At 33.6% G+C, this 13,214-nt stretch carries 13 protein-coding genes and 1 tRNA gene; 5 read left to right on the forward strand and 9 right to left on the reverse strand.

The features are described from left to right. Nucleotides 1–22: 22 nt before the first annotated feature. The 3 genes from LG295_RS10645 to LG295_RS10655 form a co-directional block, all read right to left on the reverse strand. On the reverse strand, nucleotides 23–1,213 hold the full coding sequence (locus LG295_RS10645; RefSeq protein ID WP_042363074.1) for a phosphoglycerate kinase: 1,191 nt from the start codon (nucleotides 1,211–1,213) through the stop codon (nucleotides 23–25). 130 nt (nucleotides 1,214–1,343) lie between these two features. Further along, on the reverse strand, nucleotides 1,344–2,351 hold the full coding sequence (gene gap, locus LG295_RS10650; protein WP_107531460.1) for a type I glyceraldehyde-3-phosphate dehydrogenase: 1,008 nt from the start codon (nucleotides 2,349–2,351) through the stop codon (nucleotides 1,344–1,346). A gap of 41 nt (nucleotides 2,352–2,392) precedes the next feature. Then, nucleotides 2,393–3,421 (reverse strand): sugar-binding transcriptional regulator, encoded by a 1,029-nt coding sequence (locus LG295_RS10655; protein ID WP_107531459.1) that lies wholly within the window; start codon nucleotides 3,419–3,421, stop codon nucleotides 2,393–2,395. Between the two features lie 369 nt (nucleotides 3,422–3,790). Here LG295_RS10655 and LG295_RS10660 point away from each other — a divergent pair, with 369 nt between their 5' ends. Together LG295_RS10660 and isaB are read left to right on the forward strand one after the other, a co-directional pair. Beyond that, entirely contained in the window at nucleotides 3,791–4,021 is a 231-nt protein-coding gene (locus LG295_RS10660) for a hypothetical protein (RefSeq protein ID WP_107531458.1), read from the forward strand. Between the two features lie 401 nt (nucleotides 4,022–4,422). After that, entirely contained in the window at nucleotides 4,423–4,917 is a 495-nt protein-coding gene (gene isaB / locus LG295_RS10665) for an immunodominant staphylococcal antigen IsaB family protein (protein ID WP_404476875.1), read from the forward strand. 118 nt (nucleotides 4,918–5,035) lie between these two features. Here isaB and LG295_RS10670 read toward each other — a convergent pair whose 3' ends face one another. After that, the gene (locus tag LG295_RS10670) at nucleotides 5,036–5,701 is read right to left on the reverse strand and encodes a DUF4887 domain-containing protein (protein ID WP_107531456.1); all 666 of its coding nucleotides are present in this window, start codon (nucleotides 5,699–5,701) and stop codon (nucleotides 5,036–5,038) included. Between the two features lie 981 nt (nucleotides 5,702–6,682). Between LG295_RS10670 and LG295_RS10675 the strand changes: the two genes are divergently transcribed. Then, nucleotides 6,683–7,579 carry a TIGR01777 family oxidoreductase gene (locus LG295_RS10675; protein WP_107558408.1) on the forward strand — a complete coding sequence of 299 codons (897 nt, stop codon included), beginning with the start codon at nucleotides 6,683–6,685 and terminating at the stop codon, nucleotides 7,577–7,579. 23 nt (nucleotides 7,580–7,602) lie between these two features. Further along, complete coding sequence (locus LG295_RS10680) at nucleotides 7,603–7,812, forward strand: hypothetical protein (RefSeq protein WP_107558409.1); 210 nt, start codon at nucleotides 7,603–7,605, stop codon at nucleotides 7,810–7,812. 231 nt (nucleotides 7,813–8,043) lie between these two features. On the opposite strand, the gene clpP is transcribed toward LG295_RS10680, so the two are convergent. Further along, nucleotides 8,044–8,628 carry an ATP-dependent Clp endopeptidase proteolytic subunit ClpP gene (gene clpP, locus LG295_RS10685; RefSeq protein WP_017722486.1) on the reverse strand — a complete coding sequence of 195 codons (585 nt, stop codon included), beginning with the start codon at nucleotides 8,626–8,628 and terminating at the stop codon, nucleotides 8,044–8,046. 154 nt (nucleotides 8,629–8,782) lie between these two features. On the opposite strand from clpP, the gene LG295_RS10690 reads away from it, so the two are divergent. After that, nucleotides 8,783–8,854 (forward strand) — tRNA-Arg (locus LG295_RS10690). Between the two features lie 237 nt (nucleotides 8,855–9,091). Here LG295_RS10690 and LG295_RS10695 read toward each other — a convergent pair. The 4 genes from LG295_RS10695 to rapZ all read right to left on the reverse strand — a co-directional run bounded on the left by LG295_RS10695 (nucleotide 9,092) and on the right by rapZ (nucleotide 13,053). Further along, nucleotides 9,092–9,937 (reverse strand): YitT family protein, encoded by an 846-nt coding sequence (locus LG295_RS10695; RefSeq protein ID WP_107531689.1) that lies wholly within the window; start codon nucleotides 9,935–9,937, stop codon nucleotides 9,092–9,094. A gap of 219 nt (nucleotides 9,938–10,156) precedes the next feature. Beyond that, complete coding sequence (gene whiA / locus LG295_RS10700) at nucleotides 10,157–11,101, reverse strand: DNA-binding protein WhiA (protein ID WP_107531690.1); 945 nt, start codon at nucleotides 11,099–11,101, stop codon at nucleotides 10,157–10,159. Between the two features lie 34 nt (nucleotides 11,102–11,135). Further along, the gene (gene yvcK / locus LG295_RS10705) at nucleotides 11,136–12,140 is read right to left on the reverse strand and encodes a YvcK family protein (RefSeq protein ID WP_107531691.1); all 1,005 of its coding nucleotides are present in this window, start codon (nucleotides 12,138–12,140) and stop codon (nucleotides 11,136–11,138) included. Then, on the reverse strand, nucleotides 12,127–13,053 hold the full coding sequence (rapZ, locus tag LG295_RS10710) for an RNase adapter RapZ (RefSeq protein WP_107531692.1): 927 nt from the start codon (nucleotides 13,051–13,053) through the stop codon (nucleotides 12,127–12,129). Before rapZ ends, yvcK begins: the two co-directional genes overlap by 14 nt. Nucleotides 13,054–13,214 lie beyond the last annotated feature (161 nt).

Here is a 13,214-nt window from a genome sequence, read left to right on the forward strand (position 1 = left end):
GTTGCTGATTCTAGTCGTGCGATTATTTGTTAGCAATTGCAACTACGCCAGGTAGTTCTTTACCTTCAAGATATTCTAATGATGCGCCGCCACCAGTTGAGATATGGCTAAAGTCATCAGCATAACCTAATGAAATAGCTGCAGCAGCTGAATCGCCACCACCAATAATAGTATTAGCATCTTTCAATTCAGCGATTGCTTCACAAACGCCAATCGTACCTTTAGCAAAGTTACTTAATTCAAATACACCCATTGGTCCATTCCATACTACTGTATGTGCACCTTGTAAATGCTCTTTGAATAATTCAACTGTTTTCGGTCCAACATCCATCGCTTCTTGATCAGCTGGGATATTATCTACAGTTACTTCTGTAATCTCTGCATCATTTGAAAATTCTTTAGCGATTTTACAATCAACCGGTAATACGATTTGATCGCCAGCACGGTCTAATAATTCTTTAGCAAAGTCAACTTTATCTTTTTCTAATAAAGATAAGCCGATTTCTTTTCCTTGTGCTTTAAAGAACGTGTATGACATACCACCACCGATAAGTACTTTGTCTGCAATTTTCAATAAGTTTGTAATAACGCCAATTTTGTCAGAAACTTTTGCGCCACCAAGAATTGCAACTACAGGTTTATCAGGGTTTTCAACTACGCCACCAATATATTTGATTTCTTTTTCCATTAAGAATCCTGCTACTGTTTCTAAGTTAGCTGCAATACCTACATTCGATGCATGTTCACGATGTGCTGTACCAAAAGCATCATTTACGAATACATCCCCAAGTGAAGCCCAGTATTTACCTAATTCAGGATCGTTTTTAGATTCTTTTTTACCATCTACATCTTCAAAACGAGTATTTTCTACTAATAATACATCACCTTCATTAAGATCTTTAACAGATTGTTCTAATGTTTCACCACGTGTTTCAGGTACAAAAGTAACTGTTTTACCTAATTTTTCCGTTAATGCATCAGCTACTGGTTTTAAAGTTAATTCTGCTTTGTCGCTTTCTTCTTTCACTTTACCTAAATGAGAGAATAATACAATTTTGCCACCTTGTTCAATAATATATTGAATTGTTGGTAACGCTTGGACGATACGATTATCATCAGTAATTTCTCCATCTTTCATCGGTACGTTAAAATCAGCACGAACAAGTACAGTTTTACCTTTTAATTCTAAGTCAGTTACAATTTTTTTAGCCATGTAAGCTTCCTCCTCTGAATGGAACAATAAATTAAAATAAGCGGAGAAGCGTTGTGCTCCCCGCTTACTCCTAAGCATATTGTTTAAATTTAACAGCACAATGCGCTTGCTAAATCAATTTTACATCGAATTATTTAGCTTGAGTTGCTAAGTGTTCTAATGTACGAACTAATTGTGAAGTGTAAGACATTTCGTTATCGTACCAAGCTGCTACTTTAACTAATTGGCGATCGCCAACTGTCATAACACGTGTTTGTGTTGCATCGAATAATGAACCGTAAGTCATACCAACTACATCAGAAGAAACGATTTCGTCTTCAGTGTAACCGAATGATTCATTTGAAGCATTCTTCATTGCAGCGTTAACGTCTTCAACACTTACATTTTTCTCTAATACAACTGTTAATTCTGTTAATGAACCAGTAGCTACAGGAACACGTTGCGCTCCACCGTCTAATTTACCATCGATTTCAGGAATAACTAGGCCAATTGCTTTAGCAGCACCAGTTGAGTTAGGAATAATGTTTTCAGCAGCTGCACGAGCACGACGTTTGTCGCCTTTAGCGTGTGGCGCATCTTGTGTATTTTGGTCACCAGTGTAAGCATGGATTGTAGTCATGAAACCTTCTACTAAACCAAAATCATCGTTTAATACTTTAGCAACTGGAGCTAATGAGTTAGTTGTACATGAAGCACCTGAAACAACTGTTTCTTTACCGTTTAACTCTTGGTGGTTTGTGTTATAAACGATTGTTTTTAAATCACCAGTAGCTGGAGCTGAAATTAATACTTTTTTAGCACCTGCATTAATGTGAGCTTCTGCTTTTTCTTTATCAGCGAAGAAACCAGTACATTCTAATACAACATCGATGTCTAAATCTTTCCAAGGTAATTTACTTGGGTCTGGCTCAGAGAATGATTTCACTTCTTGTCCGTTCACACGGAAACCGTCATTTTCTACTTCAACTTCTCCTGTGAAGCGTCCTTGCATAGTGTCATATTTTAATAAATGTGCTAACATTTCGTCATCTGTTAAGTCATTTACTGCTACTACGTCAATTCCATCAACGTTTTGAATTCTTCTGAATGCTAAACGACCAATTCTACCAAAACCATTAATTGCTACTTTTACTGCCATTATAATGGCCTCCTTTAATAAATGATATTTAAAAAGTGTTATCACTTTTTATTACTGTTGTTTGCGATTGCTTTTGCTGCACCTTCATCTGTAATTAAAACAGTGTTTTTAGGAGCAATTGAAAGATAAGCTTTAATTGCTTCTCCTTTTGATTTACCCCCTGCTACAGCAAAAATAAACTTTTTCGATTCAAGGTCTTCTAACTGAAGTCCTATCGTTTTCACTTTGTGCACGACCTCACCTTGATCATCGAAATAGTATCCAAATGCTTCTCCCGAGGCATTGTGATGTTGAAGTTTTTCTATAACTTCATTAGGTGATTGACGTCTTCGCGCCATCTTCAGCGCATCACCAATGCCATGGATTGTAATATTGGATTGTTTGATTTTTTCTAGCGTCTGGATTACGGATGGTTCTAACATAAGTGTATTATATGTCGTTTCACTTACGTTGTCTGGTACATATAATGTTGTGTAATCACCGTTTGTCTGCTGTGCCATGCTAGCTGCAATAGTGTTTGCTTGATAAACAACATTTTCACCAAGTCCGCCCCTCGCAGGAACGAAAAACGCATTGTATGGTTGATGATGCATCGCTTCACTAACATAGGCCATTGTTGAGCCACCTGTTACTGCGACAATTGCATTTTCATAAAGAACATCCTCAACGAGTTGTCCTGCCTGACGGGATAATTCAATCTTAACCGTTTGATCAGCGTCTGAATCTCCCGGTATGACATAGACTTCTTTGATTCCATACTGTTCTTTAATAACTTGGGCAAGATGATGGTCGTCAGAATATACATTAAAATAACCATTTAATTGTCTGACGGTTGCCGCACCTGCTTCTGTTATTTCCATACCTGTGGGTTTAACTTTAATTAAATCCTGTTTCTTTAGGGTGTCTGTTTCAGAACGAAGCACACGTTCAGTCAAATCCATATATTCACTTAAACTACGTCTACCTACGGGTTGATGCTTTGAAATAGTAGTGAGGATCGAGAAACGACGATACATTTTTTCAACAATTTCTGGCACAAGCTTTTGTTGAACTTTTATCAAATCCTTCACTACTATCCTCCTCCGTTTCTTTATAAAGGGTCAAGTTCTAACCATAGATTGACTTTTTCCGTCCCTAGTGGGACAAAAAAATATAACCTCTTATATTTGCAATAATACTACTATCGTTTTGAAATTGCAAGCAAAAATGCCTTATATTTCATTAGCTAAATCCACTATTAAAATCATACATTTTTTATCTGCGTACAGTAACAATTTACCCGCTATATAATTTGTTAATCATTATTCCTTAAATAAATGGATAATTAAGTTAAACACATTTTGTTCAACCCCGACCACTACACTGAGCAACTCTAATTGAATACTATGTATTAAATCTTTAAAATGAATATATATTAAACAAATCGAGGAGAGAAACACATGTCTAACAATAATAATCCAGAAGTTATTGAGCCAGATGATCAACGTTATAAGAATAAAGATTACTTTAATAAGAAAAATCAAGACATTCCTACAAACCATCAACGCCAATCTTTACATTACACAAAACATTTTGGCTGTGGTTGTGGTCCTTTAGGATGTTTTGGCGGTTGTTTTACTTTAATTATTATATTTTCGTTAATGTCTTACTTACTCAGTTTTTTATTTTAAAATTATATTTTCAAAAATGATAATTACAAGTCATATTTCATTGTTCATCTACCATACTATTAATTCCTTATTACAATAGTCTTCTCATAGAATCTACCTTTTAATAATAAATGCTTCTATCTATATTATAACTTTCTCAATTCATTATCATGCTTATATATTCTTTACTGTTGTATAGTGACTTAAGCTATGCGACAGTTTATTTTTTATGCTCTCATAGCAACTTAACTTCTTTGAATCATCTCCGCTCTTAGGCAAAATTTACTAGTTAATTAAATTTTTGTAATATATTTGTAACATTTGTAACTGTATAGTAATATATTTATAGCAATAAGGTTACAAACAACATAATTATAAAAATATTAAAAGGAGCTTTAAAAAATGAAAAATTCACAAAGGTTATTTTAGCTGGCGCTATCGTATTAAGCACATTACTAGGCACTACAGCAACACAATTTGCATCACAAAGTAACGTTGCAGAGGCGGCGGTAAAACCATGGTACAATTACACTGGTATGACTGGTCATAACGGTAACTTTATATTAGATTCCAATTTTAAAAATGCTGTAAAACACAATAACGTTAAAATCAATGGCTATCATATTTATGCCGATACTCAAAGTGCTTTAAGTTACCAAAAATATTCAAAAGAAATTAAAGTACATGACAAAAAAATGATGAAGTTTGCTACTAACAAAGCAATCCAAGCTAAATTCCCAGTTAAGAAAAACCATATTTCTCAAAAACAACTGACTAAAGTATGGGGTGAAGGTAAAGTTGTTAATACAGGAAAAGCTCAATCTATTTACTATACTTTAAATGGTAACAATATCAAATTTGATATCCAAAACGGTTATGTGGCAGAGGTGACATTAGGAACGGTTATTTCTAATTAATTCTACTGAATCTTAATTTGTGAAATACTTTTTATATAAATAAAGCCGGGCTGATAAATAATCAGTCCGGCTTTTCAACATTAACAAATGCTTTGACACATCCTTATACAACTGTACTTTAGTCTTCGTCAGATGTTTGTTCGCTTCGATTTGAAGCATTATTTTGTGATGATTTCTCTTGTGTACTGCCTTGTGAACTATTTTGTGCGCTTCTTTGCTCAGTTGTAGGCTCTGATGTTTTTTGCTCAGTGGATGGTTCACTTGTTCTTTCTTCCGTTGAAGGCTCTGGTGTTTTTTCTTCTGTCGTTTTTTCTTCTGTTGTTCGCTCTTCAGTAGTTCTTTCTTCCGTGGTTCTTTCCTCAGTTGTTGCTTCTTTTGTTTTTTCTGGTGTTTTCTTTTCTTCAGTTGTACGTTCAGTAGTAGCAGGTTGTCTAGTTCTTTGTTGTGTCTGCTGTGTTTGTTGCGTTTGAGGAGCTTGCTGCGTCTGCTGTGTTTGTTGTGTCTGTTGCGTTTGTTGTGTCTGTTGAGATTCTTCAGTAGATTTATCTTTCTTTTTCTTCTCTTTTTCTTCTTTTGTTTTCTCTTTTTGTTTCTCTTTTTCTTCTTGTTTCTGATCTGCTAAACGTTCGTTAGCTTTATTGGAATGATCCACAAATGCAAAAATGGCAAATATGAGTCCGCCTACTAATAGTAATACAATTACTCCACTAACTATTTTCGCAAAACCACTCATTGTCTTATTATCTTGGTCATCAAAGTTATTATTTTGATTATGCTTTGGCATATGCTCCCCTCACTTCAATTTATATCATACATTTTAAAAAAACCTGTATGCTTTCAATATCAAATATATATTTTACACTATTCCATATGCTAATTAAACTTATTAACTAATTTTTTAATCTAGTTGTTATCTTAAAGTCATATATATAGTAAAATACATATGTATGATAAAATTTTATGATTTGCTTTAATATTAATCTAATTTTATTAACACTTTCAATACTTTTGTGAAAGTAATTAAAAAAAGATTACCTTATATCTATCATAACAGGATGTGTTCTAAATTGAAAAAACATGAACTATTTGATGACTTAGATCAACACTCAAGGAATAGCAATCACGGTCTTAGACAAATTATGCTTGAAAACGAAAATCATAATACCAAAGTACATTCGAAATCACGAGTTACATTCATAATCTTTATTACTTTAATATTAATTAGTCTTTTGGGCTTTATTTTATTATTTCTGTAGCTACAAGTGTAAACTTCTAACTTACTCTCTTTTTTAAGTGGGATAACAAGTAAAAAGATAGTTAGATGCTGCAAATTGCGTTAACATAAATTTATAGTCAGGGACAATCAACAGAAGCTTCTGCAAGGCGCTTTTGTAATCCCATTATAACTCTATACCAAAAAGTAATTGGCAATGAAAGATAATTATAAATACCTAATTAGTCTCTGGCAATAACGCATTTAAGGCTGAGACACATAGTTATGTCCCAGCCTCACTACTAAAGGGAGTCAAAATTTTACCTTCGTTAGTATATTATGGGGTATACTCGAAATAATTAAGAGATGATTAATTAATATCGAAGGTACTTTTATTATAAATCGAACCTCCTTTATTTTAAATACTTCTTAAGGTAAGTAAATGACATATTCTTGAACAATCTTTGAAAAAATTATGACCTTCAAATGCGATGCGATTGTTTCGCTTAAAATCATTGCAACATTAGGCATTACTATTTATGAGGTGATAAAATGAAAAACTATTTAATTACAGGTGGCACAGGCATGGTAGGTACGAAATTAGTAGAAGCCATTGTCCAAAGTGACTCACATATTACAATTTTAACAAGACAAGACAAAACAACATCACATCCCAAAATCACTTATGTAAATTGGTCAAATCCTGATTGGGAAGCACAAGTACCTGACATAGATATCGTTATCAATCTTGCGGGTGCAAGTTTAAATAAGCGTTGGACTAAAAGTTATAAACAAAAGATTATGGTGAGTCGCTTACAATCAACGCAAGCGTTATTTGAATTATTTGAAGGGCGTGAACAGAAACCCTCAGTATTCTTCAACGCAAGTGCTGTTGGTTATTACAAACCCGATTTATATCGCACATATACTGAATTATACAAAACATTACCCTTTGATTTCTTATCAGAAGTAGTCTATCAATGGGAACGTCTTGCTCGTCAATTCGAATCATTAGGCACACGTGTAGTGATAGGTAGATTTGGTATGGTACTATCTAATGAAGGTGGTGCCTTACCAATGATGAAACTACCCTATGAATTCTATGTTGGTGGTAAGATTGGTTCAGGAAGACAGTGGTATTCTTGGATACACATTGACGATTTAACTAGAGCAATTCTTCATACTATCAACACTGAAGAAGCACAAGGCGTATTTAATTTTACTGCGCCAATCGTTGAACACCAAAATTTATTTGGCTACACGCTTGCGCGCGCATCACATCGCCCTCATTATACATGGGTTCCATCATTAGCATTACGAATTATCTTAGGTCAGATGTCTACAGTTATACTTGATACTCAAAAGGTTATTCCTAACAAATTACAGGCAATTGACTTTAAATTTAAATATCCAGATTTAAAAATCGCTTTAGAAGATTTAGTACATTAATGGAATAGGACTGAATTTAAAAAATGAAACATGATCGTTTAACACATGTATTACTTTTAATCTCTGGTTTACTTCTATTATTAAACGGTGTATTTGCATTTGAGAAATCCACTCCGATGCTTGTCGTTTCATCCTTTTTAATCATTTTTGGAATCTTTGTTACTGCATTTGCACTAAAACTTTACTTTAACGGCAAAAATAGTTCCAAAAGTAATACATTTCAAGATTCTTAATATACTTTTCAATAAAAACCAGTCAAGTGCTGTCCATGCATTTGGTTGGTTTTTCATTTAAGATATTTTTTGTTTTAATTTGATTCATATCAATATTTCATTGATTGAATTCATCACTTATTATTAAAAGGCACATAAAAAAGCCCGGAACATCTACTTATGTCCCGGGACCCATAAAACAAGCTACACAATTCTATATGCATCTTGTCAATAACCTTACAATTTGTAATCCTATGATTCAGGAACCATTACTTGGTCAACTAAACCATATTCTTTTGCTTCTTCAGCAGATAAGAAATTATCTCTATCTGTATCTTTTTCAATTTTTTCAATTGATTGACCTGTACGTTCTGCTAAAATTTGATTTAATTTAGCACGTGTTTTAAGAATGTGGTTAGCAGCAATTTCAATTTCTGTAGCTTGACCTTGTGCGCCACCTAATGGTTGGTGAATCATTACTTCTGCGTTTGGAAGTGCAAAACGTTTGCCTTTTGCTCCAGCTGCAAGTAAGAATGAACCCATAGACGCAGCCATACCAATACAAATCGTTTGTACATCTGGTTTGATGTGTTGGATTGTATCATAAATTGCAAAACCAGCAGTTACACTACCACCTGGTGAGTTAATGTAAAGATAAATATCTTTTTCAGCATCTTGTGCTTGTAAGAATAATAATTGAGAAACAATAGAGTTTGCTACATTATCATCGATTTGTGAACCTAACATAATAATACGATCTTTTAATAAACGTGAGTAAATGTCATAGGCACGTTCCCCACGGTTTGTTGTTTCAATTACTGTAGGTATTAAATTCATTAATATTGCCTCCTTATTTCTAATTGATAAACTTATTTTAACTCAAAAGTCAAACATGGTCAAAAAATAACGCTCAATTTTTTTATGAAAGTTAAATTATTCTTATTGACCGAAGGCATTTAGATTTGTACACTTAGATTAATGTGTTTTTTATCCCCTCGTAGTGTAATGGATAACACGTAAGATTCCGGTTCTTAAGATAGGGGTTCGATTCCCTTCGAGGGGACTTATATTATATACATAAAAAAGGGATTCCATCTTTGGCGTCCCTTTTTTGTATATCATTGTGACTCTAATACTTATTGAATTATAAAGCCACCATCTACTGAAATTGCTTGGCCAATCATATAACTTGTCTATGGGGAGCATAGCCATAGAACGACAGATGCTACTTCTTCTGGTTTAGCTAATCTGCCAATTGGCATTTGTTCAATCAATGCATCCATAGCTTCAGTTTCATTGATTAACTCATATTAATAAAAGTACTTCCTAAAACATCTCGTACATCGTGGATGACTAAAAAGGCATTTTCATCTTCTTCATTCACAAGTTTTTTCACTCTTGTCACTTGTGACTGTGGCACGACGACATAAAGCATATGTGTTTCATTTTTCCCATAACCGCCTTTACCAGTAAGGATTGTTGAGCCTCTCCCTGTAAAAGCATTGATCTTATCACTAATTACTTCACTTTTATTTGAAATTACAGTAACTGCCTTTTTAGGATTAAATCCTTCAATTATAAATGCTGTTGCTCGTTCAGTAACAAATAGCATAATGATTGTAAATAAGACATTTTCTAACGGTAATACCATTAAAAAAGAAAGTACCACCAATGCATCAAGTATAAAAATACCTTGTGATGTTTTAATCTCTGAATACTTATTTACTATTTTAGCAATTACAGATGTCCCACCAAGTGTACTACCTGTTGATATAACCAAACCAGCACCAATACCGATAATAGCGCCACCAAAAACCGAATTAATAACAAAATTATCGATGCCGAGATTAATATTTTCAGTTAAATGTAAAAAGAAAGACAGCGCAGTATTTGAGATAACGGTATAAACAGCAACCGTTTTACTTAAAAATTTCCAACCAATAAAAACAACAATCGTATTTATAATTAGAGAGGTCCATGCAGGAGATAAACCAAAGGCATACAGTAAAGAAAGTGATATGCCAACAGTCCCACCATCTCCAAGGTTAGAACCAAGTAAAAAGCAATTCACCCCTATTGCGTTAATTAATGTACCGATTAAACAAAATAAAATATTTCTATAGTGCTTATTAATAAAATCTAACATGTATGCCCTCCTTAATGTCTATACTACTTAATTAAACTTCGACATGATTCAACCTTAGAATCAATTTTTAAATGATATAAAAAAGACACCTATACAAGGTGTCAGTAATTGAAATAACTACTTTTATTATATATTAGCATAATTATTAAAAAAATGACCAAATATGATTTATTTATAAAAAAGTTCAAGTCTAGTAAATTACGCGATTGCAGTGCTAATTTACAACTCTATTGATTCTCCGCTTCTTATCTTGTCGGCCATTTCATTTAATTTACGCAGACGATGATTTACACCAGATTTAGATATTTTTCCAGTAGACATCATTTCACCTAATTCTTTTAACGAAACTTCCTGATGTTCTATTCTTAATTTTGCGATTTCACGTAATCTATCAGGCAAATTGTCTAATCCTATTTCTTTATCAATGAGATGGATACTTTCAACGTGCTTCATTGCAGCACTTACTGTTTTATTTAAATTTGCCGTTTCACAATTAACAAGCCTATTTACAGAATTCCTCATATCACGTACGATACGCACATCTTCGAATTTCAACAATGCCTGGAAACCACCAATTAAACTAAGAAAGTCCGATATTTTTTCTGCTTCTTTTAGATATGCGATACTTCCTTTTTTACGTTCAAGGTGCTTGGCGTTTAATTCATATTCATTCATCAATTGTGTGATACCTTCAGAATGATCTTCATACAATGAGAAGATTTCTAGATGATAAGAAGATGTTTCTGGATTATTAACCGAACCGCCAGCAAGAAAAGCCCCTCTCAAATAACTTCTTTTCATTTCATCTTCATAAATCATACCTTGGTCAATTTCATGCGTGAAAACGCCATTTTTTAATATACCTAATTCATCTAAAATTTCTCTTGCTCGCGCTTTAATACGACAAATATATATATTATTTTTTTTAAGCTTCATTTTTTTTCTTACTAGTAACTCCACTTCAACATTAAATACTTTTTTGATTAGTGAATAGATACGTCTAGCTGTCGTAGCATTTTCAGTTTGTACATTGATAACAAATTGTTGATTGGATAGACTGAGTGCACCATTCATTCGAATAAGGGCACTGAGCTCTGCTTTTGCATTCTCTTCATCTACTTCTATTCTTGTTAGTTCATTCTTCATATCGGATGCAAAGCTCATTACAATCAGTCCCTTCTTAACTTTATAGTCTCACTTAATACTTTTCATCATTTTCTTTATCCCGAGTAAATTCTATTGTCTCTGTTTCCTGCATAGCAATTTCATAGATCATCTTAGAAAGCACTTCAGTATTATGTCGCACATAATTTTCAGTGGAAACTTCAACCATGTTTGGGTGTGTAAACACTTTAATACCTTGAGCTTCCATTTCAGCTATATCACATTGCACAGGCTCAGCGTTATCTTTTCTATAACGTTCGACTACATCACCATGAAACGGTTGCGTACTACAAATGGCATAGTTAATACAATGACTTCCTATGTGATCATGTATCGCTTTAACGTGGTCGAGTGCTGTATAATGATTCGTTTCTCCAGGTTGGGTCATAACGTTCGATACATATAGTTTAGGTATATCAACTTTAAGTAATGATTCAGAGATGCCTTTAACGCAAAGATTAGATATAACACTCGTATATAAAGAGCCTGGTCCCAATACAATTAAATCTGCTTCTTCAATAGCTTCTACAGCTTCTTCCATTGGTTTTACATCTTCTGGCTCTAAAAATACACGTTCTATCTTTTTATTCTTTTTAGGTATTTTAGATTCGCCATAGACAATTTCTCCGTCTTCCATTACTGCATTTAATCTTACACTCGTATTAGTTGAAGGGATGACACTACCTCTAATATTTAATATTTTACTCAATTCTTTAACTGCATGTCCAAAGTCATTATTAATGTTGGTAAGTGCAGCAATCAATAAATTACCTAAAGAATGCCCTTCAACCTGATTTTCTTTAAATCGATATTGGAATAATTGTTCTAATGTTGATTCAGTTTCACTTAATGCTGAAATTACGTTTCGTATATCACCTGGAGCAGGTATATCCATTTCGCTTCTTATCTTTCCAGTACTACCCCCATCATCAGCAACTGTAACAATTGTCGTAATATCTATGGGATAATCTTTTAAACCACGTGCTAAAACGGATAAACCTGTACCTCCACCTATAAGTACAAGTTTAATTCTTCTCATCTTTATGTTTCACGCCACTTTCGACATGTGCGTCTCTATGATGCACATAAACATTATAGTCAAAACTCTCTTTGAGTTCTGCTCCGATTCGTTTGGCTAATGCGACAGAACGATGTTGTCCACCAGTACATCCAATGGCAATAACAAGCTGAGATTTACCTTCTTTTTTGTAACCTGGTATCATAAATTTTAATAAATCCATTAATTTTTCATAAAAAGTCTCAGTTTCTTTCCATTTCATGACATATTTATAGACCGGCTCATCTTCACCAGTTAATGGTCTCAAATCATCAACATAGTGTGGATTAGGTAAAAACCTTACATCAAACACTAAGTCGGCGTCCATTTGTATACCATGTTTAAAACCAAAACTTGTTACATTGATATTAAAAGTTTGATAATTACTTTGATTGAAATAGTCACCAATACGCTTGCGCAATTCTTTTGGTTTCATTTGTGAAGTATCGATCGTGTAATTTGCCAAGCTCTTAATCTCAGTCAATAATTCGCGTTCTTCTTCAATAGATTCAATTAATGAGCGCTGTCCCCTTTCATTCAAAGGATGTGCACGACGTGTTTCTTTATACCTAGAAATCAGTCTTTCATTAGATGCTTCTAAAAACATCATATCAACGATAACATCTGAATCACCTTTGATTAAATCAATTTCTTTAACAAGCGATTTAAATAATTCTTTACCTCTTAAATCTATTGCGATTGCTACTTTTTGTAGGGAAGGATTACCTTGTCGCATAAGTTCGACGAATTTCGGCAAAAGAATTGGTGGTAAATTATCTACACAAAAATATCCAATGTCCTCTAAGCTCTGTATAACTACAGACTTTCCGGCACCTGACAAACCTGTAACAACTAATAATTCACTTTTCACTATATCTTGTTCTTCCGGTTGCATCTTTTCACACCATCCGTTGTTTATTTATCAAAATTATTGTTAAATCGTTATATTGAGCGACTATTATGTTCATTCTTTAAAGTGACGCGTTCATATCTAATAGTCTCATAGTATCATAAACTATTTTACATGAAAAAGGTCTAAGGTAGTAGTCTAAGCAT

The organism is Staphylococcus pseudoxylosus, assembly GCF_044794325.1.
Lineage (GTDB): Bacteria > Bacillota > Bacilli > Staphylococcales > Staphylococcaceae > Staphylococcus > Staphylococcus pseudoxylosus.

Excerpts from the sequence above, each read along its gene's own strand:
- LG295_RS10645 (WP_042363074.1), bottom strand. The coding sequence starts at position 1,213 with ATGGCTAAAAAAATTGTAACTGACTTAGAATTAAAAGGTAAAACTGTA.
- gap (WP_107531460.1), bottom strand. The coding sequence starts at position 2,351 with ATGGCAGTAAAAGTAGCAATTAATGGTTTTGGTAGAATTGGTCGTTTA.
- LG295_RS10660 (WP_107531458.1), top strand. The coding sequence starts at position 3,791 with ATGTCTAACAATAATAATCCAGAAGTTATTGAGCCAGATGATCAACGT.
- LG295_RS10670 (WP_107531456.1), bottom strand. The coding sequence starts at position 5,701 with ATGCCAAAGCATAATCAAAATAATAACTTTGATGACCAAGATAATAAG.
- LG295_RS10675 (WP_107558408.1), top strand. The coding sequence starts at position 6,683 with ATGAAAAACTATTTAATTACAGGTGGCACAGGCATGGTAGGTACGAAA.
- LG295_RS10680 (WP_107558409.1), top strand. The coding sequence starts at position 7,603 with ATGAAACATGATCGTTTAACACATGTATTACTTTTAATCTCTGGTTTA.
- clpP (WP_017722486.1), bottom strand. The coding sequence starts at position 8,628 with ATGAATTTAATACCTACAGTAATTGAAACAACAAACCGTGGGGAACGT.
- LG295_RS10695 (WP_107531689.1), bottom strand. The coding sequence starts at position 9,937 with ATGTTAGATTTTATTAATAAGCACTATAGAAATATTTTATTTTGTTTA.
- whiA (WP_107531690.1), bottom strand. The coding sequence starts at position 11,101 with ATGAGCTTTGCATCCGATATGAAGAATGAACTAACAAGAATAGAAGTA.
- yvcK (WP_107531691.1), bottom strand. The coding sequence starts at position 12,140 with ATGAGAAGAATTAAACTTGTACTTATAGGTGGAGGTACAGGTTTATCC.
- rapZ (WP_107531692.1), bottom strand. The coding sequence starts at position 13,053 with ATGCAACCGGAAGAACAAGATATAGTGAAAAGTGAATTATTAGTTGTT.